The 26160-nt window shown below is 60.0% G+C and carries 19 protein-coding genes; 13 read left to right on the forward strand and 6 right to left on the reverse strand.

Annotated features, from left to right (window positions below; genetic code table 11):
* Window positions 1-47 precede the first annotated feature (47 nt).
* The 7 genes from NW804_RS05230 (at window position 48) to gyrB (ending at window position 11279) form a co-directional block, all read left to right on the forward strand.
* Window positions 48-1790: a hypothetical protein gene (locus tag NW804_RS05230; protein WP_414423022.1), complete on the forward strand. Its 1743-nt coding sequence runs from the start codon at window positions 48-50 to the stop codon at window positions 1788-1790.
* 81 nt (window positions 1791-1871) lie between these two features.
* Complete coding sequence (locus NW804_RS05235; protein WP_414423023.1) at window positions 1872-3050, forward strand: LptF/LptG family permease; 1179 nt, start codon at window positions 1872-1874, stop codon at window positions 3048-3050.
* 74 nt (window positions 3051-3124) lie between these two features.
* Window positions 3125-6217, forward strand: coding sequence for a hypothetical protein (locus tag NW804_RS05240; RefSeq protein ID WP_414423024.1), 3093 nt, complete (start codon window positions 3125-3127; stop codon window positions 6215-6217).
* A 71-nt stretch (window positions 6218-6288) separates the two neighbouring features.
* Window positions 6289-7524: an LL-diaminopimelate aminotransferase gene (locus NW804_RS05245; RefSeq protein ID WP_414395482.1), complete on the forward strand. Its 1236-nt coding sequence runs from the start codon at window positions 6289-6291 to the stop codon at window positions 7522-7524.
* 82 nt (window positions 7525-7606) lie between these two features.
* The gene (locus tag NW804_RS05250) at window positions 7607-8614 is read left to right on the forward strand and encodes a Gfo/Idh/MocA family protein (RefSeq protein WP_414423025.1); all 1008 of its coding nucleotides are present in this window, start codon (window positions 7607-7609) and stop codon (window positions 8612-8614) included.
* Between the two features lie 33 nt (window positions 8615-8647).
* Window positions 8648-9193, forward strand: coding sequence for a ribosome maturation factor RimM (gene rimM, locus NW804_RS05255; RefSeq protein ID WP_414423026.1), 546 nt, complete (start codon window positions 8648-8650; stop codon window positions 9191-9193).
* Between the two features lie 157 nt (window positions 9194-9350).
* Window positions 9351-11279 carry a DNA topoisomerase (ATP-hydrolyzing) subunit B gene (gene gyrB / locus NW804_RS05260; RefSeq protein WP_414423027.1) on the forward strand — a complete coding sequence of 643 codons (1929 nt, stop codon included), beginning with the start codon at window positions 9351-9353 and terminating at the stop codon, window positions 11277-11279.
* Here the strand turns inward: gyrB and NW804_RS05265 are convergent.
* Window positions 11276-12505, reverse strand: a complete 1230-nt coding sequence (locus NW804_RS05265; protein ID WP_414410807.1) for an ATP phosphoribosyltransferase regulatory subunit — start codon at window positions 12503-12505, stop codon at window positions 11276-11278. The genes gyrB and NW804_RS05265 overlap by 4 nt on opposite strands.
* Window position 12506: 1 nt before the next feature.
* The gene (locus tag NW804_RS05270; RefSeq protein ID WP_414423048.1) at window positions 12507-13580 is read right to left on the reverse strand and encodes an isochorismatase; all 1074 of its coding nucleotides are present in this window, start codon (window positions 13578-13580) and stop codon (window positions 12507-12509) included.
* A gap of 110 nt (window positions 13581-13690) precedes the next feature.
* Between NW804_RS05270 and NW804_RS05275 the strand changes: the two genes are divergently transcribed.
* The 3 genes from NW804_RS05275 to rpsD all read left to right on the forward strand — a co-directional run bounded on the left by NW804_RS05275 (window position 13691) and on the right by rpsD (window position 17016).
* The gene (locus NW804_RS05275) at window positions 13691-15055 is read left to right on the forward strand and encodes a nicotinate phosphoribosyltransferase (protein ID WP_414423028.1); all 1365 of its coding nucleotides are present in this window, start codon (window positions 13691-13693) and stop codon (window positions 15053-15055) included.
* A 103-nt stretch (window positions 15056-15158) separates the two neighbouring features.
* On the forward strand, window positions 15159-16295 hold the full coding sequence (gene gmd, locus NW804_RS05280; RefSeq protein ID WP_414395493.1) for a GDP-mannose 4,6-dehydratase: 1137 nt from the start codon (window positions 15159-15161) through the stop codon (window positions 16293-16295).
* A 109-nt stretch (window positions 16296-16404) separates the two neighbouring features.
* Entirely contained in the window at window positions 16405-17016 is a 612-nt protein-coding gene (gene rpsD, locus NW804_RS05285; RefSeq protein ID WP_414395495.1) for a 30S ribosomal protein S4, read from the forward strand.
* Between the two features lie 6 nt (window positions 17017-17022).
* On the opposite strand, the gene NW804_RS05290 is transcribed toward rpsD, so the two are convergent.
* From NW804_RS05290 to NW804_RS05300, 3 genes are all read right to left on the reverse strand, one after another.
* The gene (locus NW804_RS05290) at window positions 17023-18276 is read right to left on the reverse strand and encodes a TolC family protein (RefSeq protein WP_414420871.1); all 1254 of its coding nucleotides are present in this window, start codon (window positions 18274-18276) and stop codon (window positions 17023-17025) included.
* Between the two features lie 424 nt (window positions 18277-18700).
* Window positions 18701-19717: a heme o synthase gene (locus NW804_RS05295; RefSeq protein ID WP_414420870.1), complete on the reverse strand. Its 1017-nt coding sequence runs from the start codon at window positions 19715-19717 to the stop codon at window positions 18701-18703.
* A 4-nt stretch (window positions 19718-19721) separates the two neighbouring features.
* On the reverse strand, window positions 19722-20795 hold the full coding sequence (locus tag NW804_RS05300) for a COX15/CtaA family protein (protein WP_414423029.1): 1074 nt from the start codon (window positions 20793-20795) through the stop codon (window positions 19722-19724).
* 425 nt (window positions 20796-21220) lie between these two features.
* Here NW804_RS05300 and NW804_RS05305 point away from each other — a divergent pair, with 425 nt between their 5' ends.
* The 3 genes from NW804_RS05305 (at window position 21221) to NW804_RS05315 (ending at window position 24700) form a co-directional block, all read left to right on the forward strand.
* Window positions 21221-22234: a cytochrome c oxidase subunit II gene (locus NW804_RS05305; protein WP_414423030.1), complete on the forward strand. Its 1014-nt coding sequence runs from the start codon at window positions 21221-21223 to the stop codon at window positions 22232-22234.
* Window positions 22235-22253: 19 nt separating this feature from the next.
* Window positions 22254-23960, forward strand: coding sequence for a cytochrome c oxidase subunit I (gene ctaD / locus NW804_RS05310; RefSeq protein ID WP_414423031.1), 1707 nt, complete (start codon window positions 22254-22256; stop codon window positions 23958-23960).
* A gap of 128 nt (window positions 23961-24088) precedes the next feature.
* Complete coding sequence (locus NW804_RS05315; protein ID WP_414410814.1) at window positions 24089-24700, forward strand: cytochrome c oxidase subunit 3; 612 nt, start codon at window positions 24089-24091, stop codon at window positions 24698-24700.
* Window positions 24701-24761: 61 nt separating this feature from the next.
* On the opposite strand, the gene holA is transcribed toward NW804_RS05315, so the two are convergent.
* Window positions 24762-25739 (reverse strand): DNA polymerase III subunit delta, encoded by a 978-nt coding sequence (holA, locus tag NW804_RS05320; protein ID WP_414423032.1) that lies wholly within the window; start codon window positions 25737-25739, stop codon window positions 24762-24764.
* Between the last annotated feature and the right edge of the window lie 421 nt (window positions 25740-26160).

Below are 26160 nucleotides of genomic sequence, written 5' to 3' on the forward strand. Positions count from 1 at the left end.
AATTTTTCCATTCCAATCTAGGGGTAGCGCTCTTGGGGAGCGGGCTCTTGGCGGCTTTGGTTGCCTGGGCCTTGGCTCTTGAAATTGAAGAAGTGAAAGTGGAGCCTTTTCCCCCAGATCAGCCCCTTTCGGTCAGCCGCAAGGTGGACATTGTCGGACAGCAGGGGGGACGCCGTCGTTGGCGACTCATCGCCGAACAGGTAAAGCTGGCTGCCGGGCAACAGGTGTTCGAGCAGGGAGCGCGGGGCTACTTCTATGGAGACGGTGTCGATGCCGGGGAAGGCGCGCCGAGTCCGTTTTTTGCCAGCAGCAAGCAGGTGACTTGGCGGGCCAAGCGAGCCCGCTACGATGCCACTGCCGACGAGCTGTACCTGGAGGAAGAAGTGGAGGTTAGAAGTGACGACGGCAGCTTGCTCCTGACTAGCGCCTTGAGGATTACCCCTGCAGAGCGCATAGAAGTGCCAGCAGCGTTTACCGTCAAAGGGCAAGAAATGGTGCTGCAAGGCCGCTCCGGCTCGTTTAACTTTCCCTTTGCCCTCCTCAGGGCCGAGCAGGGCAAGCTCGTTGTCCTGCCGGGGGAGGGTCTGGACGGCGCCACCTCCACCACCATTACCGCTGACCAGCTCACCTACGACCGCACCCAGCAGGTGGCCGAGGGGAAGGGCAACCTGCGCATCCGCGAAGGGGGTCTTGAGATTCGCGCTCCCCAAGGCACTTACCTACGCCAACAGGCGCAAAGCATTCTCTCGGGTGGCGTGGTGTTGCAGGAGGTGGCTGCTGGGAGCAGCCGGGATCCCCTCCTGGCCGACCTGCGCTTGGCCCAGGCTGCTCCCGCTTCCGCGGCAACTCCAAACCCCCAGAACCAGGAAGTTACCATCATTGCCGACCGCCTCACCTACGACCGCAACACGCAAGTTGCCCGCGGGGAAGGCAACCTGGAAGTTCAACAGGGGGAAACCACCATCCAGGCAGCTCAGGGCATCTACCGCCGTCGCGAGTCCCAAAGCCTGTTGACAGGGGGAGTTACCCTGCGCGAGCCTGGGCGGGTGCTCACGGCTGCTCGTTTGGAGGGCAACCACCGCGACAAGATCTTCGTCTTTGAAGAGAATGTGCTCTACCGGCAGATGGCCACCTCCACGCCGGCTGGCGGCAGCGGATCCCTGACGGAGGAGCTGCGCCAGGCTGAAACGGAGGTGCGGGCTGCCCGCCTGGTTTACAACTCCCGCACCGGCACCTCGGAGTTCAGTGGGGCCGTCGAGTTTATCCAGCGGGGGCGGAAAGCCAAGGCCAACCAGGCCATCATCACCCCTGAGAAGGTGGAGCTGCGGGGAGAGGTGGTGATCGAGCAGATCGAGGGAGACTGGCTGGCGCGGCGCCTCCAAAACCCCCAGACTCAAGCGGATGTGGATCAACCGACGGTGATCTACGCCAACCACGTGGAAATTGAGCAAGCCAGCGGCAACGCCCGTTTCTTTGGTCAGGTGGTCATTGTGCAAGCCAACCGCGCTGTCGAAGGGGATCGGGCGGAGTACTCCGACCAAGAGCAGATTTTCAGAATTACCGCTGAGCAGGCTCCTGTTCTGCTTTGCGATCGCGGCGAGCTCAATCCAATTCCCCGCAAAACTACCGAGGGGCTGCCCGGCCGCGATGCTTTGGATCACCTGTGCCGAGGCGCCAACCGCCTCAGCGGCAAGCTGGTCACCCTGAATATAAAGCAGGATGAGTACACCGTCGAAGGGGACGGAGAGCGGCAGGGGATGGTTCAATTTCGCCTCACCGATGCCCTCTGAAGGGATCCAGCTCTTGCCTTCCGTCGTCTATGCCGGCTGGGGCGGCCAAAGTTGCACTCCAGTCTGAGGTGGTCAAGGCAAATGTCCACCCAATTGACCAAGGGTAAACGGCGCAAAGCTACTGCGGGGGAGGGGAGCTTTTGGGGATCCCTGAGGCTTGGAGGCTTTTTTTTGGAGTTTTATCTTTTTAAGGAGATGATCCGCCCCTTCTTCCTGGGAGTGGCGGGGGGCGCAGTGATGATGCTGGGCAACCAGCTTTTTATCTATGCCGATTTGCTGGTGAAAAAAGGAGCTCCTCCTCTAACAATTTTGCACATTCTCCTCCTCAACTTGCCGGCTATTTTGGTGGTTACCTTTCCCATTGCTGCCCTCTTTGCCACCCTGCTTACCCTGGGCAGGATGGGAGCTGATAGCGAGATGACGGCGCTGCGGGCGGCTGGGATCCCCTACCGCAAAGTGTTAATTCCCCTGCTCTGCATTGGCCTGCTGATTAGCGGCCTAGCGCTCTTTACCCATGAGGTGATTGTGCCCCAGACCAACCAAAAGGTGAAGACCCTCAACACCAACCTCATCCTGGCCCAGGATGCTCTTCCCTTCAACCCCGGAGAGGTGGTCCGGGTGGACAGCGACCTCTGGTTTCACGTTGGCTCGATGGACCCAAAGACAGGCTTGATGCAGGACTTGTTGATTTTGGATCGCAAGGCTGAGACGGGCCATCTGCGCTACCCGCAAGTGATCTCAGCCCAAAGGGCCCAACGGGTGGGCCAGGTGTGGCATTTGCAAGGGGTGGTGATCCGTCGCTATGACGAGCAGGGGCGCACCTACTACGAAGGCCACGTGGCAGAGATGGAGCTCAACATTGTCAACCAGTTGGTGGGCCTGGTGTATGCCGAAAAGGTGCCCCAGGAGCAACGGGCAGCAGAGCTGTGGGAGCAATGTCAGCGATACCGGAAGGAGCAACGTCCTGCTGCCGATGTGGCCCGCTGCCTGACGGAATACCACCTCAAGTTCGCCATTCCTTTGGCCAGCTTTTTTGCCATCTTGGTAGCGGCGCCCCTGGGCTTGCAGACGGTGCGGCAGACTGGCCGCTACGGCAGTGTGGCGCTAGCGATTGTTCTGGTGTTTGTTTACTATGTACTGATGAGCCTGGGACGTGCGATGGGTCGAGTTGGGTATATTGATCCCTGGCTAGCTGCCTGGCTGCCGAACATGATTTTCGGTGGGGTAAGCCTCGGTCTGCTGTGGCGGTTTTTGCGGTGAGATCTGGTAGCTTCTTGCAAGGCTTCAGCCCATGGGCAAGGTGGCTAGCCCTTTGCTGGGGCAGCTCCCTGTGGGTGGGAACGGGGAGGGCGGTCTTTGCCCAGCCGGATCCCCTGCCTACCAACCTAGAGGGCTATCAGCGCTTTTGGGCAGCGCAAACCTCGGCCCAGCAGCTACAACTGGCTCACCGAGCTCCCAATCCAGAACCGGTTGCTCCCACCGGCGCCAGCCTGTTGGGGGATCCCATCGCTCCATCCTCCCCGCCGTCTAGCACCCCTCCTGAAAAGGCCCTCACGCCAGAAGAGCTCAGCCGGCAGCGGCTACAGCGGCTCTTGGCCGAGGGGACAGCAGCCCATGCACGGCAGCAGGCGCAACAGGCCCAGGCAACACCGTCTTCCCGGCCTACTGCAGCTATTCCTACTCTGGACTCCCTTCGCTCCTTTTGGCCTATAACTTCCCGAGCTGCTGACTTGCAGGTAGAAGAGCAGCCCAACGAAGCAAGGGGCTTCTCCCCTGTCGAGGGCCTGGCCACTGCTCAAGGGCAAAAGACGGCATTGACCTCGCCAGCCGGTGGGAACTTGAATACTAGCCCTCAGAGAACAGCTCAAAGCGGGACGGAGGTATTCACCCCCACTGCCGGATCCCTCCTAGCTCCCCAGTTGTTGGAGCGGTTCCCCCTGCTGCGGGACCTAAGCCCAGAAGCTGCTCCCCCTGCCGGCCAGGGATCCCAAATTCGCCAGCAACTGGCCACCACTGTCCAACGGCAGATCCCTCTTGACCCGGATCAAGTCAATGTCAGCGGGGATGTGCTCAGCTACCTTGCTGAACAAGATGTGGGCATTGCCGAGGGGAACGCCCAGATCCAGCTGGCTGACGGCACCCGCATCAGCGGCGAGCGGCTGGTGTTTTACCGGCGGGAACGGCGCCTGCGCAGCGAGGGCCCTTTTCGCATGGAGTGGCCTCCTGGGCCGCAGGGGCGCGGGATCCGGCAAATTGAAGGGCAAAACCTGGACTTGGATATTCCCGGTCGCAGGGCTCAATTTGAAAACTCGCTGGTGATCCTGCCTGGGGAGGAGCCGGGCACCAAGATCTTTGTGCGCAGCCAAAAGACCACCGCCCTGTTGGGGGATCAGATCTTCCTTGAGAAGGCAACCCTCACCACCTCACCAGAGCCGCCCATCACCCACTACGTGCAAGGGGATCGGGTGGAGGTGTTTCCCGACAACCAGGTTATCGTTTACAATGCCCGCGTCTTTGCTGGCGGCGAGCTGAGCAAGGAGGGCGAACTGCGGGCGGGGCTGCAGATTGCCTACCTGCCCCTTTTCATTTACAGCCTGCGAGATCACCAGTGGGTGCTGCCAGGGCGGAGCAAGGCGGAAGGAGTGTTTGTCAAGTCCAGTTGGGCCTACCGCTTCAACGAGTACAACTTTGGCGGCCTGCGGCTGGATGTCTTGCAGAAGAAAGGCCTGGGCCTTGGCTTTGTCCACGACTACATCCTCCCCATCCCCGACAGCGTCAACTATGGGCGGGCCCAGTTTTACCTGGTAACCGAGGCCGACGAGCAGCGCTTTTCTAGCCGCCTCCGCCTTGACCACAATTTCGACTTCTACGCCGCCAACATCTTCGGCCAAGAAGGCCAACTGCGGGGACAGCTTAACCTCAACCTGGACAACACCTACCGCCCTGCCGGCGGGCGCAACGACAATGCCGATCTCCGCCTCAATGCCACCTTCCAGGGGGATCTCTCGACCACCACCCTCAACATCAACCGCAGCGGATCCCAGGAGAACGGCACCTACACCTTTCCCCTCACCCTCAGTCACCTGCAGCGCTATGGGGGCGTGCCCTGGCTGCAGTCGGATCTGCGCTTGGACTACAACCAGCGGGTAAGCGTCAAAGACGGGCCAGACTTTGCCGATGCGCGGCTGACGCTGGGCACCCAGCTCACCCCCCCTGGCTGGGGCGGCACCTACCGCCTGGCCTACCGCGCCTACAGCAGCTCCAACGGCGACACCGAGCCGCGCCGCAATTTCGAGCTGGCCTTCAACCCCGATCCCCTCCGCCTCAGTCCCGATATCTTCCTCAGCAGCGCCCTCACCCTGACCCAAGAGCAACAGCCGAATCGAGAAGGGGGATCTGGCCTCAACTTTTTCAATCGCTACGAGCTGCGCTCCAGCCTTCAGTTCAACGACATTCAACCTGCCCCCTGGATCACCTTCGTGCCCGGCTCCATTGACTACACTCAAGTCCTGTACTCCACTCCCAACCAGGAGTCCACCGTCAGCCTCAACCCCCGCCTTAGCTTCAAGCCTGCTGAATGGAACACCATCGACCTGCGCTACAGCCGCACCTTCTACGGCAACAATTCCGCTCCCTTTCAAACCCTTTCCGCCAGCCCCCGAGATGTGGATCGCCTCAACGCCAGCATTAGCTTCTTCACCCCGCGCAATTTCTTGCCCAACGTGCCTCCCGGCTACCTTGCCTTTGAAGATGACCTGCCCGGCGAGCTGCCCATAGCCCTGACTTTTCCCGACGACACGCCGGAGGACTTGGAAGCAATTGCCTCCCGCAACCTGCAGGAGCTGCAGGCGCAAGTGAGGAACCTGCTGCGCTTTGACACCACCCTTGGCTATGATTTCGTTGCCCAAAGGTGGGATACCCTCAACGCCAACTTTACCTGGAACACCGTGCCCGAGCTGTTCAACGTCCAGGTGCAAACTTCCTACGACCTCAACAAGGGGCAATGGCAACCCATTCGGCTGGAGTATCGGGGGCGCAGCAGCACCACCTTCAACCGGGATCAACGCTCGGGTCTAGACAGCTATGAGCCGGGGATTAGCTACGCGCTGCAGGCAGTTTACGATCCCCGGTCGGGAGGAATTTCCACCTACGGCCTTGACCTGGATGCCACCCTTGGCACGCAGTGGCAAAACCACTGGCGGCTCCGCCTGGGCCTGACGGAGGCAGGGATCCGCCGCCTTGAGGTGCGCCGCGACCTGCGGGACTTGGAGCTGCGCTTGGCCTACGATCCCCTGGCGGGCTCGCTGCGCCTGGAAGGGATCCTGGTGGCCTTCCCCAGTCGCCCGGTGGGCCTGACGCAGGAGCGGGGGGAGTTTCAACTGACTTCACCAGTGGGCGCCTTCAGCTTGGAGAGGCTGGGGCTGTGAGCTGGTAAGCAGCGGGGAATTGGCTTCGGCTACACTGGAGGGCCGACGGTTCTTTGCAGCGCTCAACTCCTATGGCCAGGATCAACGACCATTTCCTCAAGCTCAAGGCTGGCTATCTCTTTCCCGAAATTGCCCGGCGCGTGCAGGCCTTCGCCGCCGCCCATCCCGAAGCTCAGATCATCAAGATGGGCATTGGCGATGTCACCGAGCCGCTGCCGGCAGCCTGTCGAGCCGCCATGATCCGGGCCGTGGAGGAGATGGGGGATCGGGCTACCTTCCGCGGCTATGGACCGGAACAGGGCTACGAGTGGCTGCGCCAGGCCATTGCCCAGCACGACTTTCAGGCCCGCGGCTGCGACATCGACGCTTCCGAGATCTTCATCTCTGATGGCTCCAAGTGCGACTGCGGCAACATTCTGGATATTCTCGGCCACGACAACACCATTGCCATCACGGATCCTGTCTATCCGGTTTACGTGGACACCAATGTGATGGCGGGCCATACGGGGCCAGCCAACGAGCGGGGCGAATACGAGGGCCTGGTCTATCTGCCGCTGACGGCGGAAAACCACTTCACCGCCAGCCTGCCCGAGCAAAAGGTGGACGTCATCTACCTCTGCTTTCCCAACAACCCCACTGGTGCAGTCGCCACGCGGGAGCATCTGCAGGCCTGGGTGGACTATGCCCGCGCCCACAACTCGCTCATCCTCTTTGATGCCGCCTACGAGGCCTACATTACCGAGCCCGGGATCCCGCACTCCATCTACGAGATCCCAGGGGCCAGGGAATGTGCCATCGAGTTTCGCTCCTTCTCCAAAACGGCTGGCTTTACCGGCACCCGCTGCGCCTTTACGGTGGTGCCCAAGTCGCTGCGAGGCCAGGCTGCCGACGGCTCCTGGGTGGATCTGTGGAGCCTGTGGTATCGCCGCCAGTCCACCAAGTTCAACGGTGTAGCCTACATTGTGCAGCGAGGGGCTGAGGCTGTCTACTCTGAGGAGGGGCAGGCGCAGGTGCGGGCTCTGGTGCAGTTTTACCTGGAGAATGCCCGCATCATTCGTGAGCAGTTGGCCAAAGCCGGCCTCCAGGCCTACGGCGGCGTCAACGCTCCCTACGTTTGGGTAAAAGCCCCGGAGGGGCTAAGTAGTTGGGAGTTTTTCGACAAGCTGCTGCACACCTGCCATGTGGTGGGCACCCCCGGATCTGGCTTTGGCAGCGCTGGCGAGGGCTATCTGCGCCTGTCGGCTTTTAACAGCCGCGCCAACGTGGAGGAGGCGATGCGCCGCATTGTCAGCGTGTTTGGAAGCTAAGGGGCTAGAGCTTTGGCGGGGGAGCAGGGATCTTCCCGGACAAGCTGGAGAGGGCAAGATCCCTAGTGTGGGGCTCTATGGGATGCTACAGACAGAAACAGGCTACGAGAGGAGACAGACCTTGCGGGTGGGGATCATCGGCACTGGCTACGCAGCTCGCTCACGGGCAGAGGCCTTGCGCAAAGATGAGCAGGTGCAAATTGTGGCTGTTGCTGGCCGAACGCCCCAGCGAAGTGCCGCCTTTGCTGCTGAGTTTGGGGCTACTGCCTATTCCGACTGGTCTTCCCTGTTTTGCGAGCAGCGGCTGGATTTGGTGTTTGTTAGCACCATCAATCGGGATCATGCAGCCATCGCCCGTGCCGCCCTGGAAGCCGGGATCCACACCGTTGTGGAATATCCCCTGGCCTTCAGCGCTGCCGAAGCTCGTTCGCTGGTGCAATTGGCCGCGGAACGGCGGTTGCTGTTGCATGTGGAGCACATCGAGCTCCTCAGCGGCGTTCACCAGTTGCTGAGACGGGAGCTGGCAGGGCTGGGCAAGTTGTTTGCCGTTCGCTACATTACCCTCACTGCCACCCACCCTGCCCCTGACCGCTGGACTTATCGGCCCGACCTCTTCGGCTTTCCTCTCACGGGGGCTGTCTCCCGCATCCACCGCCTGGTGGACCTGTTGGGGAAAGTAGAGCGGGTGAGCTGTCAACTGCGCTACGACGGTCCAGACCTGCCCCACCGCTACAGCAGTTGCTACTGCACGGCCCAACTGAGTTTTGCCAACGGGCTGCTGGCGGTGTTGACCTACGGCAAAGGGGATTCGCTGTGGTGTTCCCAGCGCCTATTGGAGTTCCATGGCCAGCGCGGTGGCCTGTTAATCAATGGCGAAGAGGCGACGCTGTTGCGTCCCGGCGGCGCCCACCCCCTGGAGACCGGCTCCCGCCGCGGCCTGTTTGAGCAAGATACCCGCCTGGTGTTGGATCACCTACGGCAGGGCAGCCCTCTTTACGTGGATACTGAGAAAATGCTCCACGCCCTTGCTGTGGCCGAAGCTGCTGAGCAATCTGCCCAGACGCAGCAGGTCGTCTGCGTCCAGGATTAGTATTCTTGTGGCGGCCTGGCTTTGGTTAGCGCCATGTCTAGGGATCGCGCTTGGCTGCTGGTGGGACAGGTGGTGGCGGCCCACGGTCTACGGGGCTGGCTGCGAGTTAAGTGTTGGTCGGATTTTCCGGAGCGCCTCACCCAGCCAGGGCCCCGCTGGCTGCAGCGGGATAGCGACCCCGAGCCCCTCCTGCATTCTCTAGTTGAGGGGCGGTTTTTTCCGAACAAGGGCCTGTACCTGGTGCGGCTAGAAGGGATCCCGGATCGCACAGCGGCAGAGGCTTGGGTGGGCGCTAAGGTGCTGGTGCCTGCTTCCCAGCGCCCCTCCCTAGGGCCGGAGGAGTACCACTACCGCGATCTCATTGGTCTAGCCGTCTACCATCAAGGGCGGCTGCTGGGGCATGTTTCGGCCATCTGGGCTGGTGGCCAAGATGTCTTGGAGATCTCTACTCCCGACAAGCGGCAGGTGTTGCTCCCCTTCGTGAAAGCTCTGGTGCCGGTGGTGGATCTGGAAAAAGGCCAACTGCAGGTGCAGCCGCCACCGGGCCTGGTGGAGAGCTTTCTTGGCCCAGACAGCTAGCCCTCCTGCACCCCCTGGCTAAGTCGGCCCTCGAAGGCCGCTGTTTTGCCCTTCTAGGCTTTTGTGCTATCATGGCGGCAGTGTTTTGGGTAATGGCCTCTTCTCTGGCCTCAAGAGTCAATTTTTCCGGACTTGTGCTAGCGAGGCTGCGATTGCAATGACAGAAAACTACGGTGCAGAGCAGATCCAAGTTCTAGAGGGCTTGGAGGCTGTGCGCAGGCGGCCTGGTATGTACATTGGCTCCACGGGGCCAAAGGGATTGCACCACTTGGTGCATGAGGTGGTGGACAACTCGGTCGACGAGGCCCTGGCCGGCTACTGCAACGAGATCCAGGTTACCCTCTACCCCGACGGTTCGGTGGCGGTGCTGGACAATGGCCGCGGCATCCCGGTAGACATCCACCCGAAAACAGGGCAGTCGGCGCTGGTGACGGTCATGACCGTGTTGCATGCCGGCGGCAAGTTTGGGGGGGGCGGCTACAAGGTCTCCGGGGGGCTGCACGGCGTTGGCGTCTCAGTAGTAAATGCCCTCTCGGAGTGGCTAGAGGCCAGAGTCTGGCGGGATGGCAAGGTTTATTTTCAGCGCTTTGAGCGGGGGGCAGTCGTGGGATCCCTAAAGGCTGAGCCGCAGCCTCCGGGATCTCACCAGCGAGGCACAGAGGTACGCTTTAAGCCAGATGCCCTGATTTTCCCCGAGCGGGAGTTTGACTACGATCTGCTAGCCAGCCGTTTTCGGGAGCTGGCCTATCTCAATGCCGGCTTGAAGATTACCTTCAGCGATCTGCGGCGGGATCCCGTCCGCTGCGAAGTTTATCAATTTACGGGTGGCATTAGGGAATACGTGGCTTTTATTAACCACGAGAAAACCCCCCTCCACGCCGACGTTATCTACATCCACGGGGAGCGGGATGGGGTTGAGGTAGAAGCCGCCCTGCAGTGGTGTGGAGATGTCTACACCGATACGGTCATTGGCTTTGCCAACAACATCCGCACCACCGAAGGGGGCACCCACCTGGAGGGATTGAAGACTGCCCTCACCCTCACCATCAACAGCCAAGCCCGCAAGCTCAACAAACTCAAAGATTCTGATCCCAACCTGGCGGGCGAAAACGTGCGGGAGGGGTTGACGGCCATTGTCTCGGTCAAGGTGCCCAACCCCGAGTTTGAGGGGCAGACCAAAACCAAGTTGGGCAACACCGAGGTGCGGGGCATTGTCCAGACCATTGTCTCGGAGGCCCTCACGGAGTACCTCGAGTTCAACCCCAACGTGGCTAGGGGGATTGTCGACAAGGCCATCCAGTCCTTCAACGCCGCCGAGGCGGCCCGCCGGGCCCGGGAATTGGTGCGCCGCAAGTCGGCTTTGGAGTCCTCCACGCTGCCGGGGAAACTGGCCGACTGCAGTTGCCGCGATCCCGCAGAGTCGGAGGTGTATTTGGTCGAGGGCGACTCGGCAGGGGGCAGCGCCAAGCAGGGCCGGGATCGCCAGTTCCAGGCAGTGCTGCCCTTGCGCGGCAAGATCCTCAACATCGAGAAGGCCGATCCCGCCAAGATCTACAAAAACGCTGAGATTCAGGCCATGATCACGGCGCTGGGCTTGGGGGTCAAGGGGGAAGAGTTTGATCCCAGCCAGCTGCGCTACCACCGCATCATCCTCATGACCGACGCCGACGTGGACGGCAGCCACATTCGCACCCTGCTGCTTACCTTCTTTTACCGCTATCAGAAGGCGCTCTTGGAGCAGGGCTACGTCTACATTGCCTGTCCGCCCCTCTACAAGATTGAGTGGGGCCGCAACAATGTGCGCTACTGCTACAACGAGGCGGAAAAGGAGCAAGTTCTGCGCAGCCTGCCGGCCAACGCCAAGTACACCATCCAGCGCTTCAAGGGCTTGGGGGAAATGATGCCGGAGCAGCTCTGGGAAACCACCATGAACCCGGCAACGCGCGTCCTCAAGCAAATCACCATCGAGGATGCCGCCGAGGCGGATCGCATCTTCACCATCTTGATGGGCGATGCCGTCGGCCCCAGGCGGGAATTTATTGAAGCCCACAGCGGCCAGTTGGATCTGGCGGCTCTGGATATTTAGTCCACGTGGGAGATGTGGTAGCTGCCATCAGCCTGCACCCAGGCAATCTCGGGGATCCGGCACTGGCGGGCGTAGGCCTCGATCTCTTCGGGCGTCCGATCCAGCAACTCCAGCTCCACCGCCTCTGACTCCCGCCAGCGGGCAGCCAAGGCTAGGGCTGCCGGGATCCCTGCCGGCACCAGCGGCACCACCAACCGCTTGCAGGCTGCAGCCTCGGCCTGAGGATCGGGGGGCAAAAGCCGCAGCAGGGTATCCGGCAGGAGGGTAAAACCAATCCCTGGCTGCTCGAGTTGCTGCGGGCTATAGAGGGCATAGAGCCGGTCGTAGCGCCCGCCCAGGGCGATGACCTCTCCCCCCACCACTGCCTGGAAGACAATGCCGGTGTAGTAGGCTAGAGTCTGCAGCAAGCTAAGGTCTAGCACCACCCGCACCTGATGGGCCTCTAGGATCTGGCACAACTGCCGCAGATCCCGCAGCCGCTCCGACGGCACCGGAAGCTGGGCAAGCTGAGGTAGAACCTGGTCAGGCTGGCCGCGCAGCCCCAGAATCTGCAAGCCAATTTGGCGGGCTGCTTCTGGCAAAGGGGCGGACTCCAGGTAGACGTAGTCAAGCTGGGCTATGGCGCGGCGCACTGCCGCCTGGGCCTTGGGAGCAACAGGGTTGAGCAGGCTCTCGGTCAAGCCCACATCTCCCAAAAGTAACGTCCAGTTGCTGAGGCCGACAGCGCGCACGCAATCGGCCAAAAGCAGCAAGATCTCGGCATCTGCTAGCCACCCGCCTGCACCGATGAGCTCCACTCCAGACTGGAAAAACTCTTGGCTAGTGTAGGATCCCTCCTCCCGCCGGCTATTGCGGAAGACGTTGCCGTGATAGTAAAGCCGCAGGGGCAGGGGCCCGCCCGCCAGCCGAGTAGCCGCCGCCCGCACAATAGAAGCGGTAAACTCGGGGCGCAGCCCCAGCATCGTTCCTTCCCCATCCCGCAGTTGCAGCACGGCCTCGCCGCGGATGGATCCTCCAGCCAGCAGCGTCTCCAGCCGCTCCAGGGTGGGTGTGATGATGCGTTGATAGCCGTAGCGGCGAAAAACCTGAGTTAGCTGCGCCTCCAGCCTTTCCCGCCGCTGGACCTCCCGCGGTAGAAAGTCGCGAGCGCCAGTGGGGGGGCGCAGGGAACTGGCTTCGGGGCGGGGATCACCGCCGACGCGATCGTACAGGCTGTCCTGCCGCATCCTAAAGAGGCCGGGGAAAGTCAGGCCAACTCCAGAGGGGCTCGGTAGAGCGCACTCGCCGCATCCCCGCTGCAGCAAAGCGGGCAAAGGCTGCCTCCGCCTGTTCACTAAAATCGACCAAGCCAGGGATCACTACCGGCGAGGTGCAATCTTCCAGAAGGTAGACCTTCTTGGCCAGGCTGGGATCCCTAGCTTGGATCTCCTGCAGCAAGTCGCTCACCGTCCAGGCGACGCAGTGGCTTTTGGCTTGGCCAGCGACAATCAGGGCGTCAAATTCCAGGAGGTGGCGGATAAGGGATGCATTTTTCTCATCGATGGGATCCCCCTCCGGCCCTGTCAAGACCTCCGGGCTGAGGGCAGAGTAATTTTCCGTCAAAGGGTTGGATCCCTTGAGCTCTAAGCGGGGCTGGCTGCAGCGGGCAATGGCGTGGAAAAAGATTGCCTCTTCTACTGCCGGCACCAGCGCATGGCCAATCCCGCCAAGCATGGAATGGTAGGGCCAGACCACGAGGGGATATTTTCCCCCTTTCTCCAGTTGCTCAGCATAGTGGAGGACATAGGCCTGCAGCCGCCTCAGATCCCCCTGGGTGAGGTTGGCGGCCATGGCAGGGTTGACTTGCCAGCGGCCCGAGCGGATCTCATCTGCCGAGATGGCTGTAGCTGGCTCGGGGTGGGATCCCTGGGCATCCACCCAAAAGATGGGGTGGAAGATCTGCATAGCGGTGTGGGTGTCCAAGGTGGCCACGATCTGAGTGATGTGGGCCAGGTTGCGATAGATAAACTCGCACAGGCGGCGATTGTCCTCCACGGCCCCCAGGCCGCTGGGCCCCCCCACAAACAGCTCAAAGCCAGGAATGCAGAAGGTGTTTTGCACATCAATCAGCAACAGGCCCACCCGTACTCGATCTGCTGCCGCTGGTGGGATGCGGTACTCCCGGGCCCACTGCTCCGCCTCCAGCGCCCGCTGTTGGTAGAACACCCGCCAAATTTCCCCCACGCGCTCAGGATCAAAGTGGGAGGGGAGAGGCAGAGGTGGCGGCACCGGAGTTGTCAACTGCGGCGCAGAGGTGTCCATGGCGCTTCCCGTTTCTAGGGATCCCTGGCAGGCTGAACTTGCTACCATGGTAGCTCCAACTTGGGCAACCGCTTTTTGCATGCTGCCTCCCTGGCTTGCTTGAGGGTTCCATGGTCAGCCCAGACTTTTCCTCCCTACAGCCTCAAGACTATGGCCTGCTGACAGATCTCTACCAGTTCACCATGGCCGCCTGCTACGTGGGGGAGGGCCTGGAGAATCAGCCAGCGGCCTTTGAGCTATTTGTGCGGCGCTTGCCCACGGACTATGGCTACCTCATCGCCATGGGGCTAGCCCAAGCGGTGGAATACCTACAGCAGTTGCACTTTCCGCCGGAAGCCCTGCAGGCACTACGGGAGACGGGCATTTTTGCCGAGGCACCGCAACGCTTTTGGGAGCTGCTGGCTAGCTGCCGCTTTGAGGGGGATGTGTGGGCGGTACCCGAGGGAACAGCCGTCTTTGCCAACGAGCCCCTGCTGCGGGTGGAGGCTCCTCTCTGGCAAGCGCAACTGGTGGAAACCTATCTGCTGACGACCTTCAACTACCAAACCCTAATTGCCACCAAGGCGGCCCGCATGCGCGATGCTGCTGGAGATGAGGCCATTTTGCTGGAGTTTGGCACACGGCGGGCCTTCAGCCCCCAAGCAGGCCTGTGGGCAGCGCGGGCAGCTCTGGCGGCGGGGTTCAATGCCACCTCCAATGTCTTGGCAGCCCTGAAATTGAGACGCAAGCCAGCGGGCACGATGGCCCATTCTCTCGTGATGGCCATTGCCGCCCTCTCGGGGGGAGATGAGACCCGCGCCTTTCAAGCTTTCCGGCGCTACTTTCCCCAAGCGGTTCTGCTGATTGACACCTACGATCCCATCCAAGGGGCGCGCACCGCCGCCCAGCTCTTTGCAGCCACCCAGCCGGATCAACTGGGATCCCGAGGCGAAATTGGTGGCGTGCGTATCGACTCCGGAGATCTGGAAGTCCTCTCCCGCCAGGTCAAGGCCATCCTGCCCCAGGGGGCGCCGGTATTTGTCAGTGGCGATCTGGATGAATACGAGATCGAGCGGTTGCACCGCTCCCAGGCACCGATTAGCGGCTATGGGGTTGGCACCCGCCTGGTTACCGGCGAGGGGGTGAACGGAGTGTACAAATTGGTGGAGATCAACGGGATTCCCGTGGCTAAGGCCTCCTTTGCCAAAGCCACCCTGCCAGGACGTAAGCAAATCTTCCGCGGCCCAGAGGGAGACTTGCTCGGCCACGCTGACGAGACCTCACCCCCTGGCTACGAACCGCTGCTGCGCCAGATCATGCGCCGGGGCGTGCTGCTGGAGCCTCTGCCTGATCTAGAAGCCATCGCCCGCACTAGCCGCGCCTCGGTGCTGCGCTTACCGCCAGGGGTGCGGCAACTGCGCCAGCCGGATCCGTGGCCGGTGGCCCTGAGCCCAGCCCTGCAGCAGGTTAAAGAGCGTCAGCTTGGCTCTTCCTAGGCGTTAGTTCCCCTAGAGGAGGCGTGCCTTATAATTTTTGCCTTAGGAGCTGCAGCTCTAGGTTTTGAGCTGGGCAATTTGCTGTCCTACGGGTGCTAACCCCATGACCCAACGTGCCTTGATTACTGGCATTACTGGCCAGGATGGCTCCTACCTGGCCGAGCTGTTGTTGCAAAAAGGCTACGAAGTCCACGGCATTATCCGCCGGGCCAGCACCTTCAATACCGACCGTATTGACCACCTCTACGTGGACGCCCACGATCCCACGGCTAGGCTGTTTCTCCACTACGGGGATCTCACCGATGGCACCACCCTGCGCAGGATCTTGGAGCAGGTGCAGCCGACGGAGGTGTACAACCTGGGGGCCCAATCCCACGTGCGGGTGAGTTTCGATGCCCCGGAATATACTGTTGATTCAGTAGCCATGGGCACCCTACGCCTCCTGGAGGCCATCCGCGACTACCAACAGCGCACTGGGATCCGGGTGAAGTTTTACCAGGCCGGCTCCTCGGAGATGTTTGGTCTGGTGCAGGAGATCCCGCAAAAAGAGACCACCCCCTTCTATCCCCGCAGTCCCTACGCCTGTGCTAAGGTCTACGCCTACTGGCAGACGGTCAACTACCGCGAAGCCTACAACCTCTTTGCTTGCAACGGCATTTTGTTTAACCACGAAAGCCCGCGGCGAGGCGAGACCTTTGTTACCCGCAAGATCACTCGTGCCGTCAGCCGTATTGTAGCCGGCAAGCAGGACAAGCTTTATCTAGGCAACCTAGATGCCAAGCGGGACTGGGGCTACGCCAAAGACTACGTCGAGGGAATGTGGATGATGCTGCAGCAGCCCCAGCCAGACGACTACGTGCTGGCTACTGGCGAAACCCACAGCGTGCGGGAGTTTGCAGAACGGGCTTTTGCTTTGGTGGGCATGCCCATTACCTGGCGGGGATCCGGACTGGAAGAACAGGGAGTCTACAAGGATCGCGTGCTCATTGAGATCGATCCCCGCTACTACCGCCCAACGGAGGTGGATCTGCTCTTGGGGGACGCCTCCAAGGCCAAGCGGGTGCTGGGGTGGCAGCCCAAGGTAACCTTTGCCCAACTGGTGGAGCTGATGGTGCTGGCAGATCTAGAGGCCATTGGCTTGGATCCGGATCCCATCTTGGGGGAGCGGCGCACCCTCAACGGCCTGCTCAGCGAGGATCGCGCCTTCATCCGCACCCAATTGAAGCTTCGCCGCGACTGATGGCAGCGGCTCCCTTGCCCTAAAAAGGGGCTGAGAGCTTAACATAGGAGATCGCCAATTTTTTGGCGCTTCACTTAACTTTTATCTGCTGCTTTTGGAGAAAGCCTGCATGTCTCGCTACACAGGACCCCGCTTGAGGATCATTCGCCGTTTCGGAGGGCTTGACCTGCCTGGCCTGACTCGCAAGCGCCCCAAAAACACCAACCCCCCAGGTGTGCATGGGGCAGAGCGCAAGAAAAAGTCTGAATACGCCATCCGCCTAGAAGAAAAGCAAAAAGTCCGCTTTAACTACGGGGTAAGCGAGCGGCAGATGATCCGCTACATGCGCAAGGCACGCCGCTCCAAGGGATCTACGGGGCTAGCTCTGCTGCAGCTTCTAGAGATGCGTCTGGACTGCATTGTGTTTCGCCTTGGCATGGCCCCGACGATTCCGGCGGCGCGGCAGTTGGTGACCCACGGCCACATTGAAGTTAACGGCCGCAAGGTAACCATTCCCAGCTATGAGTGCAAGGTGGGCGATGTGATTACAGTTAGGAACAAGGAGTCCTCCCGCAGGCTAGTGGCTGCCTACGCCGAGTACCCAGGGCTGTTTTTGCCGGATTACCTGGAGTTTGACAAGGAGAAGCTGCGCGGCCGCATTAAGGATCTGCCTTCGCGCGAGCAAATCTGCGCGCCCGTCAACGAGCTGTTGGTAGTTGAGTACTACTCCCGCAAGCTCTAGGGATCCCTAGAGGCTGCCGATGGCCCGCCGCAGCTGGGTCAGAGCACGGTTGTAGGCAATCACCGCATTGGCAAGATTGCCCCGAGCAGTCGTGAGGGCGGCCTCGGCGTTGATCACCTCTGTCTGTGTGCCTACACCAGCCTGAAGGCGCAGCCGTGCTAGCCGCAAACTTTCTTCTGCCGAGGCGATTGCCACTTTGGCCGTCTCAATCCGTTCCCGGCTAGAGCTGAGGGTGAGGAAGGCCTCTTCTACGCTGCGTTGAATTTCATTCCGAGTGCCAACGAAATTGCTCACAGCCGCCTGCCTGTCGATCTCGGCTTGGCGAGCCTGGGCCTCCGCTCTTCCCCCATCAAACCAGGTCAAGTTAAAGTTAGCGCCAACCGAATAGCCGACATCGAAACTGTTGCGGTCGGCCCTAAAATCGTTTGCCGCGTCGAGACTGGCGAACAAACTAATTTGGGGACCGTTGCTGGCTTGGGCTAGGCGCAGCCGAGCTTGGGCTTGCTCCAGCTCTCGGCGCTGGCGCTCCAGCTCTTGACGCTTGGCAAAGGCAGCAACAATGGTTTCCTCTAGGCTCAGATCCCACTCTCCCATCGGCTCGACAGGCTCTTCAGCCAGCACATCGGTGGGACTGGGAAAGTTCAGCAGTTCGGCTAGGCGGCGACGACTCAGTTGTTGGTCGTTTTGGGCTGCCAGCAGGGCTTGTCGGTTGTTGGCCAATTCAGTCTCTGCCTGGAGGATCTCGAAGCGGGTACCCACACCGGCCCGTTCGCGGGCTTGGGCATCCCGCAGGGTGGCTTCAGAACTAGCAACCGCAGCCTGGCTAATGGCCACGCGGGCATCAGCGCTCTGCAGGTCGTAGTAGGCGTTGGCCACCGCTTGTTTCACTGTCTGCAGGGTTTGCTCGAGCTGCAGTTGGGCAACGCGCAGAGCTTCCTCAGCAAGCTTCAGGTTTTGCGCCCTGACCCCGTTGTCGAAGGCTGTGTAGTCTAGCCGCAACACGCTGGCCGAGAGGGTATGGGATGGGCGGCTGGGCCCGCTGCCGGGGGCAGGAGGTTCGCTGTACTGGTAGTTGACGCGCGTGGAGAGGGTAGGGGCAAAGGCTGCTTGCGCCAAGGCCACGCCGGCTTCAGCCCGTTTGACGGCTAGCCTTGCTTGCTGTACTGCCGGGTTTTGGGCAACGGCAATCTCCAGCGCCTCTTGGAGAGATAGGCCCTCCCTCCGCTCAATACGCACCTCCAAAGGGGATTGAGGCGCCACTAATTCTTCCGCTCTGGTGGCCCCCTGCGGGACTGGGGGGGGAGTAGCAGGGCGGGCTCCGGGAGGAACAGAGAGGGTGGGAGGCAGGTTGGGAGTGCGGATGGCTCGGCTATCTAAGAGGAGGGAGGGGGCAGGGTCAGGCACTTCCGCTTGGGCAAGGGCAGGCAGAGCCCAGAGCAAGTTGACTAGGAGGCCCCAGGAGAGGCGGAACCCTGCTAAGCTTGGCTGGCCTCGAAGACGTTGAGGCCGCCCTTTGACCAGAGGCTGCATCGCTATCGTGCTGTTGCTCTCAAACATACCCACCCGTAGCAAGCAGTATCGCAAAACAAGGGTGGGCAATAGAACAGTTTTTCGCAAGCCCCGCAATGCTGCCGGCTGAGCCAACTAGGGTAATCGGTGAGTTGTCAACCCAGGGATCCCCCTTCTACAAGCTGGCCGGCCAGCGCACTAGAGGGGCATAGATCCCCTGGAGGGAGGCAAGGGCTTGCTCCCAGAGGGCGTGGGTCAACGACCACCTGTCCAAGCCCATGGCGCCGCACAACAGCAGCAAGTAGAGGTTGGCAAAGGTGAAGAGAGAGGCTGCCCGCTCCCGATCCTGCGGCCTCCGCAACAGCTGCATGGCTTTCCAAACCAAAAGGGATCCCAGCAGCACTGCCGCGCTTAGGTACAAGGATCCCAGTACGTGCAAGGGGTAGACCAACAACAAACTAACCGGAACCACCAGCAGCGCGTAGAGAAGAATTTGAGCGGCAGTTGGCCCTTCTCCTGCTACCACCGGCAGCATGGGCACGCCGGCGCGGGCATAGTCTTCTCGCTTTAAAATCGCCAAAGCCCAGAAGTGGGGCGGGGTCCACAGAAAGATGATGGCAAACATCACCCAGGCGGCCCAGCTCAGCTTGCCCGTAGCTGCTGCCCACCCCACCAAAGGTGGGATCGCCCCCGCAGCTCCGCCGATCACGATGTTCTGGGGGCTGGAGCGCTTCAGCCAGTGGGTATAGACCCCTACGTACACTAGGATCCCTGCCATGGCCAGACCAGCGGCTAGGAGGTTGGTGAAATAGGCCAGTAAGCTGAAGGAGACCAGAGCAAGGATCCCGGCAAACACCAGAGCGTGGCGCGCCTGAATGCGGCCAGCAGGCAGAGGACGGTGGCAGGTTCGCTCCATCAGCCGGTCGATATCGGCGTCGTACACCATGTTGAGGACATTGGCTGCTGCTGCCGCCATCCCACCCCCTAGGAGGGTGACGCCAAACTTGAACGGATCCGTATTGCCTGCCATCCACATGGCGCCAGCCGTGGTCACCAACAGCAAGGCGATGATCTTCGGCTTCACCAACTGGCTATAGCTGCGCAAAAGTTGGCCTAGGCTTGGGCACTGACTAGCCCCTGGCGTGGCGTTTTGGCAAGCGGCTGGGCGGTAGCTTTGAAGGATCTCTGCCATGGAACTACTCACCAGTCATTGCTACAGCCGCGGCCCCTGGCTGAGTGCCAGCCCTGTCTTCTCCCTGCCTAGGGGCACTGTTGCGCAGGCGCCAGGCCAGCACCGTAAAGCCCAGCAAACACCCCAGCAAAGCTGCCCCAACCATCTGGTGGGCTACTGTCAAGGGCTCCACCTGCAGCCGGTAGCGATAGGTGAGAACACCAACCCCCACCTGGGCGAGCAAAAGCCCCACCGACCCATAGCCCAGCAGCTTGAGAATCTTTGGGACCCGCCGCCGACCTGTGGCCGCCGCCACCCCCACCACCGCTAGCGTGGCTGGAGCTACTCCCAGCAAGTGGCTGTTCATGACCCCACACAACTCGCCCGCAGCCAAGCACTGGTGCAAAGCCCATCGCGAGGCCACCAAGGCCCCCAGCAGACTCTGGACATACACCAGCAACACCGCCACCAAACCCAGCCAAGGCAAATAGCCAACTGCAGCTCTCCCCTCCAAGGCCTCCGGCCGAGTAGCGCGTTCGCGGTAGCGGCGCGGAGCGCGTATGGAAGAAGCAAAGCGCGGCAAAACGAGCAACCCGAGGGTGAGCAGCGTGGCAAAAAATAGCAGGCCCGTGCCCAGGTGGGCTGTCACAATGTCAAAACGCAACAGCTCCGTCACTGTCAGCCCGCCCAGGATCCCTTGGGCCACGACCAAGACAAAAGCCCAGCTCAGACCCCAGGGCAGCCAATTGGGCAAGGCCTTGCGCTTCAGCCAGGCAAACCCCACTAGCACCAGCGTGGCCAAGCCCACACCGGCAGCCACCAGGCGGTGAAACCACTCCAGAAACACCTGCAGGTTCATCTGCTCGGTGGGCAGCAGCTCTCCATAGCAGAGAGGCCAGTCTGGACAGGCAAGTCCAGCATTCATAACTCGAGTCGCACTGCCTAGCCCCATCAACAGCCAAGTGGCCGCTGCTAGACCCAGCAAAGCTCGCCCCATGCGCAGGGAAATCTCCCTCCCTGGCAAGGGAAAGGCCTCCGGCCCGCTGGCGCGAACGGGACAAGAAGAGAGGAGGTGAGATCGAGGAATTGAGGGGTCCATTGCAGCTGAAAAAATACTTCAATCAGATCTGCCTCTAGAGAGAGGTCAACACTCTGCACTAAAAAGTCAAGACCAACAGCCAATGGTAATTTCAGTTACCGAATTCAGCCTATCTAGCTGCCCACTAGCTGGGTTAGTAGCCACTCAGAGGCAGAGGGGAGGTCTTTCTGCAACGGATTCTAAATGCGGCTTTGCGGTTGGCGAAGGCTTTTTAAGAATTTCTTTGTGCTGAGCTACGCTTCCTCAGTAGATGGCCGCTGCAAAGCTAGGGATCCAGCGCTTCGACCGAGATCCCGAAAAGATCCCTAAGGACAGGCACTTCTCTCCAGCTCCTGCAAGTTGAATGGAAATGAGTACGAGCCTGCTCTGGCTCTGTTGGCAGAATCTGCTGGAGTGGGCAGGCAGTAGCAGGGGGAAAAGCAGCTGTGAGTGCCCTCAAAAATATCCTTTTGGTGGGGATTGGGGTTCTGTTAGCCCTAGCCAGCCTCTGGTATGGCCAGAATCACCATCTCCTCCCCGAAGCGGCAGCCAACTCAGCTCCCCTCTTCGATAGCCTCTTCAACAGCACCATCACCATCGCCACCGGCATCTTTCTAGTGGTGGAAGGGGTGCTCCTCTACTGTGTCATCCGCTACCGCAAGCGACGGGGGGAGCACGGCGACGGGGATCCCAGTCACGGCAATGTGCTGTTGGAGATCGTGTGGACAGCAGTGCCGGCTCTGATCATCCTTTGGTTGGGCCTAGCCAGCATAGATGTCTACCAGGCTATTTACGGAGGCACCAATGTGGGCGGGCATATGCACACGGCCATGGGGATGGGCTCTTCCGAGGAAGCCAAGGCAGGGGAGCCGGGCTATGCCTATACCCCTGTGGTGCTACCTGGGAAAGAGATGGGCCAGCCGGATCTGGTCGTTCAGGTGCAGGGCATGCAATACGGTTGGCTGTTTACCTATGAATCGGGCTTGGTGACTAGTGAGCTGCACCTTCCCCTCAACAGGCGGGTGCGCTTGAATATGACGGCCCTTGATGTCAACCATGCCTTCTGGGTGCCGCAATTTCGCCTAAAGCAGGATCTCATTCCAGGCCGAGAGACCCACCTGGAGTTTGTGCCTACCCAGTTGGGGACTTACCCCATCATCTGCGCGGAGCTGTGCGGCCCCTACCACGGGGTGATGGCTACGCAATTGATTGTGGAAAGACCAGAAGACTTCGAGCACTGGCAGCAGGAGCAACTTTTAGCTGCTCGTGGCAACAGCAGTGCCCTAGCTCTTGCTGCAGATTCTCCCCCCACTCACCATCACCCTCCGGCTGATTCCCCTGCGGCTGCTTCGGCTTTTGCCCAAGTCCACCACCAGCGTTTGGGGGTCTCGCCTGCGGATTTGACCTCTCTCAAACTCCACAAAGACTCCGTCCCGCTGACGCGAACGGGAACAGGCTGAAACTAGGAGCTTTTTTGCCATGACTCAGCTACAGGACAATCCTAGCCTCGTTGCTGCCCCCAGGAGCAGCCTGGATCCGCCTGCAGAACCTTGGTGGCGCTTCTTTACCTTCTCCACGGATCACAAGGTCATCGGGATCCAGTATTTGGTGACCACCTTTTTCTTCTACTTGGTGGGGGGAGCGCTGGCTGTAGCAGTACGAGCCGAGCTGGCTACCCCAGAGGCGGACTTTCTTGGCTTTGAGCGGTACAATGGCGCCTTTACCCTGCACGCCACGATCATGATCTTTTTGTGGATTGTGCCGGCTTTGGTGGGGGGCTTCGGCAATTACCTCGTGCCGCTGATGATTGGGGCGCGGGACATGGCCTTTCCCAAGCTCAATGCAGTGGCCTTTTGGCTGGTTCCGCCTACTGGGATCTTGCTCTTGGCTAGCTTGTTTCTAGAACCCCCATCTGCTGGCTGGACTTCCTACCCGCCTCTGAGTTTAGTTAGCGGCAAGGTGGGGGAAGAGCTCTGGATCCTGAGTATCTTGCTGGCGGGGACGTCTTCAATCCTAGGCGCAGTTAACTTCATCACCACCATCCTGAAAATGCGCATGCCCGGCATGAGGATGCAGGACATGCCGCTGTTTTGCTGGGCCATGCTAGCAGCGTCTGTTCTCACCCTCATTGCAACACCAGTTTTGGCCGGCGCGTTGATCTTGCTGAGTTTTGACCTGTTGGCGGGCACGTCCTTTTTTAACCCCAGCGGTGGCGGGGATCCGGTGGTGTACCAGCACATGTTCTGGTTTTACTCCCACCCGGCGGTTTACATCATGATCTTGCCGGTCTTCGGCATCATCTCCGAGATTTTGCCGGTGCATGCCCGCAGACCTATCTTTGCCTACAAGGCCATCGCCTATTCCAGCTTGGCTATTTGCTTTTTGGGGTTGATCGTCTGGGCGCACCACATGTTTACCAGCGGCACGCCAGACTGGATGCGAGTGTTCTTCATGATTGCTACTATGTCTGTTGCTGTTCCCACGGGGATCAAGGTGTTTAGCTGGCTAGCCACTCTGTGGGGCGGCAAAATCCACTTCCGGTCGGCCATGCTGTTTGGCCTTGGCTTTATCTCGATGTTTGTCATCGGGGGGTTGAGCGGCATTATCCTCGCTTCAGTGCCCCTGGATATTCACGTCCACGATACCTACTTTGTGGTGGCCCACCTGCACTACGTGTTGTTTGGTGGCAGCGTGTTCGGGATCTATGCCGGCATCTACCACTGGTTCCCCAAGATGACCGGGCGGCTGCTGAACGAGTTTTGGGGGCGGGTGCATTTTGCGCTAACCTTTGTCGGCTTCAACATGTGCTTTTTGCCAATGCACAAGCTGGGCCTGATGGGGATGCCCCGCCGCGTGGCCCAGTACGATCCCCAATTTGCCGACCTCAACTGGATTAGCTCCGTGGGGGCCTTTATTCTTGCCATTTCCACGCTGCCCTTCTTGGTTAACGCCATCTACTCCTGGGTGGCCGGTCCCAAGGCCGGAGACAACCCCTGGCAGGCCTTGACGCTGGAGTGGACGACCTCTTCCCCACCGCCCCCCCACAACTTCTACGGGGATCCCATTCTGCTGACTGGTCCCTACGACTACGGCCTGCACAGCAAGGAAACCTTGGATTACTTTGCTGCCCAGTTGAAGAGCTTGCGGGAGCTGGCGTTGGCAGAAGCGGAGACTACCTCTTCTTAGCCAGTGGCTTGCTGGGTGGGTATCCCTATTCCTGTCTTGATCTCGGCCGGCCTGCCCACATGGTCTTGGGAGGAATTCAAGAAAAGGACTACGTCCCGCTAACGCGAACGGTTTGATTGGGCAAGAATATGCAAGGATCCCTCAGTTCTGATGCTGTGATGCTCGGTCACCCTCAGGCTCACGCCGCTCATGCTGAGCACCCAGATCATCGCGTTTTTGGTCTATTGATGTTCCTGGTAGCGGAAGGCTGTCTATTCTTGGGCCTGTTCATGGCCTACTTGGCCTACAGCCTTACCGCCCCAGTCTGGCCACCGGAAGGGACGCCGGAGTTGGAGTTGCTTTTGCCCAGCATCAACACGGTGATTTTGCTATCCAGCAGCTTGGTTATTCACAAAGCCGGGTTGGCCATCAAGGCCGATGATGTCAAGGGCCTGAGACTGTGGTTTACTCTCACTGCCCTGATGGGTGCCATCTTCCTGGCTGGGCAGCTCTACGAGTACAGCCACCTGGAGTTTGGCCTCACCACCAATTTGTTTGCCAGCACCTTCTATGTCTTGACCGGGTTTCACGGGCTGCACGTGGCAGCAGGGTTGCTGTTTATTTTGGCGGTGCTTTGGCGATCCCTGAAGCCAGGGCACTACAGTGCCCAACATCACTTTGGCGTCGAGGCCGCTGAGATCTATTGGCACTTTGTGGATGGGGTGTGGATTGTGCTATTTATCCTGCTCTATCTGCTTTGAGTACCGAAGCTCAGAGAATTGTCAGAACTGTCCCTAGACTGAGCAACAAGGGCGGAGAAGTTCAAGATTTCTGGAGAATAGCCACGATCTGAATCAGAGCCTCTTGAAACACTTCTCGCTCTGGCTGACCTTGCTTGAGCTGATATTCCAGTTGTAAAAGTTGCTCCATCACCCCCAGCAGCGCCGAGCTTTTTAGGGATCCCACCTCTTTCTGTAAGAAGTAAACCCGGTTGGGATTGGCGATCTCTGCTTTTTGGGCGATGACTTTGGGATCCCGTTCTCCTTCTTCAAGCAGCAGCCGCACCCACAGCCAGGTGCGGAATTGGCCCACCAAAACCGCTAGAATCTTCAGGGCTGGCTCGTTGGAATCCAGCAGATGGGTCAGGATCTGCAGGGCCCGATCCAAGTTGCCCTGGCGCAGGGAGGCGGCCAGTTGAAAGCTGTTGTAGGCGCTAGCAGGAACCAGGGCCTCGATTTGCTCAGGGGAGATGGGATCCCGTTGGCCTGCCGTAAACAAAGCCAGCTTTTCCAATTCCATTGCCAATCGGCGACTATCGTTGCCCACCGCCTCAGCTAACTTCTGGGCTGCCTCTGGGCTGAGCTTGAGATCCCGCTGCTGGGCCTCGCTGTGTACCTGCTTGAGAATGCCCTCTTCATCCCAGGGGGCCAGTTGGGAAAACTCGCGGACAATGGCCACTTTTTTTAGGAGCTGGGTAGATTTGAGCCGCCCATCCGGCTTGCTGCTAGTGGTCAAGAGCAAATGGGTGGTGGGAGGCAAATAGGCTAACGTCCGCTCCAGTTCTTTGGATAGCTCTTCCGGGCAATGCTGGGTAAGCGTTGTCTCTTCCAGCCAAACCAAGCGGGCATTGGATCCCAGAGGCGGCGTCATGGCTTGGTTGAGACCAGCAAGCGTGGCTTCCGGCGGCAGGCGATCGTAGTTAAAAGCTGACCAGTTGGGATCCAGCACTTGATCGCGCAGCTCTTGCACCGCCTGCATCAAGCGATAGCTGTCATCCCCCCAGTAAAGGTAAACGGGCATACTGCCCTTTTCCGTAGTTTCTCTAGGCGTTATTTTACCTAAATCATGCTTTGTCCGAAACCTCCCAGAGAAAGCCTGGCCAAGTTCAAGCTTCTTCCCTCTCTGGAACAAGGTGTCAGCTTTGCAGATCTTTACCTTTTCCCTAGGTGGGCAAATTCTGTATTCCCACTGAAGAACCGTCATCAATCTTTTCCTAAATTAATCCTGAGAGATGGGATCCGAGGGAGGATTGCAAGCAATGGACAGCAGGGGCGAACTGGAGTTCAAAGTCCAAGTTTTGGCCCGCTGCCTGGGATCCGCTCTGGCTTTAGGACGGCCCACCCGCGTGCAAATTCACTACTGCAATTCCCAAGCCTTCAACGCAGGTCAGTCGGGAGCGGCGCCCCTAAACTCTGAAGAGGTGGAGAGATCCCAACCAAGC

The sequence above is a fragment of the Synechococcus sp. WC10meta genome (assembly GCF_047461475.1).